Raw genomic sequence first — 4,465 nt, 5'->3', positions numbered from 1 at the left:
CCCATATACCATTTTCCGATACCGTTGGGATCACCTTTTTTAAAGGTATAAGGACCTTTGGGCACCTGTGATTGCCCATAAGACGGATTCCAGCAAAGCAGGCTCAGGGCCAATAAGGGGAAAAGAAGGAGACGGGCTCTGAAGAAAGTAATAAAAGGCTTCGAATAGTGGGCCCGTCCTGGCCGCCTGCCATTGAAATGAGTTGTCATTAGAAATGTGTTGACTTTTGGGGTTTGTTATACTCTAAAAAGAATAGTAATTCGGAAAAGATCAAAATTAACCAATTCTAATCCCGTTTTGAAGGCCTATAACCTGAAGTTGTAGCGAATCTTTAATAAGATTTGCTCATTTTGAAGGGTCCAGGTGTTGTTCAGATCGTTAAAAGTATTGTGATTGATCACCAGAAAAACATCCCCCAGGGGTGAAAATATCCAATGAATCCGGGCGTTCAGGCCCAGGGTTCGACTGTCAGTATCGTATTGCAGGTAACTGTTGAGTTGCAGATTAGAGTTGACATTAAAGCGGACCCGTAAGCCTGCGAGCGTCTGTTCGAAATCACCCCAGGGGAGGCTCCCGATATTGCGTAGGGCACTGAGTTCAAAACCGAGCAAAGGAGCGGGATTCCAGTTCAGTTGGAGTTCAATTTCATCCAGGCGTCCGTCGTAGAACGTGCCAAACCACCAGGAAACCTGCCCATTCAGCCTGCGTTTGGCTGCGAATTCGGCTTCCAGTCTATAGCGCATAAAATGGTACTCTCCTTCGGGGATCACCACGTCATCGGCAATCTCAAAGGGCACGAGGATATTCTCACCTACCGGGCGGATGTTGCCTTCCAACCGATCACCGCTTTCAAGGCGCCAGTTTACCGGAGCTGTAAAAACACTATAAGACTGCCAGGGTCCGCTGATATTCCGGACATAGGTTACAAAAAGTTCATTGAACATTTGCCGCACCCAGGGCCACTCTGGCCTGGGGGCAAAGGTGGCACCGATTCGGGAATAGTGCACCCCTTTTCGCCTTACAAACCCGAGGGAAGGATCGAATTGTTCTCCAATCCTGGAATAGGTCATCGCCACATCCCACCGGTCATTGGGGTAGTCTATTTTAAAGCCGAAGGCGGAGGTGTCATCGGTAAGGTCTTCTCGTTGGGTATACAATCCCCAGACACCGGCTATAAAATTCTTGTCGCCGTTGAAGCGAGTGGTCTGATACGTAAAATCTCCTCCGGACATCCAGCTCCCGGGCCGGTTCAGAGGGTCTCCGATGGAAGCGATCACCCCAACGGAGCTCTCCCGGAATACATTGTGGCGTACGCGCATCACCCCCATTTGAGTCGCCTCAATCGTATTGTCCTCCGTCACTACTTCGCGCGTCCGCATGCCCAGACCCCCAAAAGCCGTTTTGCCAATCCTTCCATTTAATTTTACGCCTGCCAGGATCGGAACCTCGGTATTGTCTACCAACCCTATACGACGGCTAAAGAAGGGGAGTACGGTGTTGCTTCCGGTGCCAAAACCGAATTCGAAAATATCAGCACCCTCCAGGAAAAAAGTCCGTTTTTCGGGGAAGAATAGCGGGAAGCGCGTCAGGTTCGTCTGCCGTGTATCGACCTCTGTCTCTGCAAAATCCGTATTCACGGTAAGGGTAGCCAACACATTCGGGCTAATGCGCTGACTGGCATCAAGACTGGCTTCAAAATCAAATTCAGCGGAGTCATCAGGCCCCACTTTGTGAAGATCTCCCACCAGGGAGGGACGCACATTAAGGCCTAATCCAAAATTGAATTCGGGGAGTGCAGTCAGCAGGCCCGCCCTGCTGGTCTGCCCAAAAAACTGGTCTCTTTGGACATTGGCCCAACGGATGGTTTCCAGGTTGCGCTGAATTCGCCGCTCTACATTAAAGCCCCAGGTATCCGAGCCTTTTTTATAAGAAATACTTTGAATGGGAAGAATTATCTCAACGGACCAGCCATCGTCAATCAGCGCAATGCGGGCATCCCAGACCGCATCCCAGTCTTCGTTTTCAGATTCGCCCCGGTTGGATACCAGCGCATCGTAACGGGCGCCGTAGGCATTCACCGCGAAAATAAAACCGGATTGCCCGTCCATAAAAGGATCCAGCACCACCTTTATATGGTCCTCTTCAGATATATCGGCATCCCTCAGTTTCGAAAATCGAACCAGGTCCTCGGGAGCCTGACCCCTGCACTCGATACCTATGACCACCGTTCGGGGACTGGCCAGCACCCTGACCCGGGTTTCTGCACTGGGTGTCCCTTTTTCAACAGGTACTATAGTCAGGAAGGCATCGGCCATTGGGGCGCTTTCCCAGTCTGTTTCATCCAGTAGTCCGTCTAGTTTGATAGGCGTATTGAGCACTCCGGCGCTCAGTTCAGGCCGGGTATCGGATTGAGCCATGCCTGCGAAATGAAGTAAACAAATAAAAAATAATAGCCCCCCATTTACCAAAACGCGGTTGGGGAAAATAGTCGGTTTGAAATCTTCTGGGTTCAAATAATCCAAACGGGCAACCTTTTAATTTTAGAAATAAAGTTCAATGATGGCACTGGATTTAATAGAATTTTGATTCGGGAAATACACCTTAAAACTGCACGCCATACTCCGAGGGAAAGGGGGCGGGGATACGATCCTTTGATTCTCCCAGGTTCTGTCTCAGGTCGATTTCGATTCCCCTGGCGATGGTGGAGATCGGGACATCGTTCGAGGTCCCTTCAAAAGGGTTTTCCCCTGTCCGCCCTATGCGCTCCATGGTATGGAACATCCAGGCCACAGCCGTATAAATAGGAATGGTAAACCAGATAAAGAGATCTCCGAGGACGGGATATGCGCCTGAGATATCCTGTCCGATATCCATAAACTGCGGAACTAGTGCCATAGGCAAAAGCATCAGCAGCAACCACATAAAATAATGGTTCAGCGTGGCGTATTGACGGGGATACGGAAAATTCTTAATGCGTTCGGTCTGCCCCTGCAGGGTGAGGAGTTCCTGAAGAATCGCTTCGAGTTCCAGAAAGGAAAACTCCCAAATTACCCCTTGTTCTTTCAAGGTCCTCAGGTGGTGGGATTGCAGGTAGAGGATAGCTGTCTGAACATTGTTTTTATCCAGGGCATACGCCAGGTCCCCATCACTTAGGTATTCCTTCAGGTCCGCTTCAAGGGTGGCCCCTTCTTCCGGGGTGCGAATACCCCATTCGCGATTCGTTCTGTGTTTGCTGGTGGTCTCCCAGGTTCTCGGACTGCGCATGGCGTGCCTGAGGGCAGTCATCCAGGCAATATGCCGGTAGGTAAGCGCTTTGATGGCTTCCCGAATATCGATAGCCCTGGACTGGGATTGCACATGCTCTTCGGTAAGCATGTCCTGTACAAAAACGCCAAAAGTTCGGGAGGTATTCACAATCCCGCCCCATATTTTCCGGGCTTCCCAGATCCGTCCATAGACGGCATTATTCTGGAAACCAATAATAAAAGCCACGGCGGTTCCGATAAGGGCCATAGGAGTCCAGGGTATTCGCAGCCATTGCAGGTCCAGAAAATAATAGGCCGCGACCCACAAAGCAATGATGAATATAAAAAGGAGCGTCTCAAATCGCGTCCATTTGACCATGTCCCATATGCGATATACCCTTCCCGTATACATAACAGCGCCTATTTAATCATTTATACCCCCCCTGAGTGATTCTTTCCAATAGAAACCAGTGGCCCAATGCCCCGGGGCGGACTTTTAAATTTTTGAAACGGAGCTTTAAAGTAGAGATAATTTTCGGATACGGGTTATTTCAACTGCTGTGCATCGTCCAAATAAAAACAGAAGTCATGACGGTCCATCCCGATTTTCGGATAATAAGTGATGGCATCCGGAGCTGATAACAAAATGAGTTTGGCCTGGGGAGTGTGCATTTTTGTGCAACGAATAAGCTCAGTGCCGATACCGCTGCCCTGGTAATTCCGATGCACCGCCAGATCGGAGAGATACGTACAGTACGCAAAGTCTGTGACACTGCGTGCAATCCCGACGAGTTTATCGCCGTCTCGTGCCGTAAGGATCAGATTGGCATTTTCGATCATAGCTCGTAAGCGCTCCATATCGCCTACAGGCCTTCGGGCTCCCAAGCCGGAATCTATCAGGATCTCCCTGAAGGCTTCAGGCGTCAATGTTTTTTCGAGAGTATAGGTGATCATAATTGGGCAATTAGCTATCAGAAAGATAACCGTTTCTCAGCAATTGATGCGATGTGCCGTGCAGGCTGCTTTTCGTTGTTTTGATTCCAGAAGTTTCAAATTTCCAGTTTTAGAAACCCTCTACGTTTTTGGAACTGGTTTTTGGGTGGATGCCCTATTCTGGTTAACCTTACAGGACCTAACGGTCAGCGGGATTTTCGTAAGGATTGGGGCTGGTTGAGCTATGGGTAGTTCTCTTTGACCTCAAAGCCTGCATCCTCAAATAC

General features: G+C 49.5%; 3 protein-coding genes and 1 pseudogene. All 4 read right to left on the bottom strand.

From position 1 onward, the window contains the following. A pseudogene (locus tag WBV75_RS08185) lies at positions 1–209 on the bottom strand (hypothetical protein); the annotation flags it as partial. Positions 210–305: 96 nt separating this feature from the next. After that, the gene (locus WBV75_RS08180; protein ID WP_424120143.1) at positions 306–2,417 is read right to left on the bottom strand and encodes a DUF5916 domain-containing protein; all 2,112 of its coding nucleotides are present in this window, start codon (positions 2,415–2,417) and stop codon (positions 306–308) included. A gap of 184 nt (positions 2,418–2,601) precedes the next feature. Beyond that, positions 2,602–3,657, bottom strand: coding sequence for a bestrophin family protein (locus WBV75_RS08175; protein ID WP_424120142.1), 1,056 nt, complete (start codon positions 3,655–3,657; stop codon positions 2,602–2,604). A 134-nt stretch (positions 3,658–3,791) separates the two neighbouring features. Further along, positions 3,792–4,199 (bottom strand): GNAT family N-acetyltransferase, encoded by a 408-nt coding sequence (locus WBV75_RS08170; protein WP_424120141.1) that lies wholly within the window; start codon positions 4,197–4,199, stop codon positions 3,792–3,794. Positions 4,200–4,465: the final 266 nt, after the last annotated feature.

Origin of the sequence: Robiginitalea sp. (assembly GCF_049588695.1) — a bacterium.
Classification (GTDB): Bacteria; Bacteroidota; Bacteroidia; order Flavobacteriales; family Flavobacteriaceae; genus Robiginitalea.
The sequence above is the reverse complement of the archived record's forward strand: the minus strand, read 5'-3'. Positions and strand labels throughout refer to the sequence as shown.

Bases quoted from the DNA above. Each gene is read 5' to 3' on its own strand.
- WBV75_RS08170 (WP_424120141.1), bottom strand. From the start codon at position 4,199: ATGATCACCTATACTCTCGAAAAAACATTGACGCCTGAAGCCTTCAGG.
- WBV75_RS08175 (WP_424120142.1), bottom strand. From the start codon at position 3,657: ATGTATACGGGAAGGGTATATCGCATATGGGACATGGTCAAATGGACG.
- WBV75_RS08180 (WP_424120143.1), bottom strand. From the start codon at position 2,417: ATGGCTCAATCCGATACCCGGCCTGAACTGAGCGCCGGAGTGCTCAAT.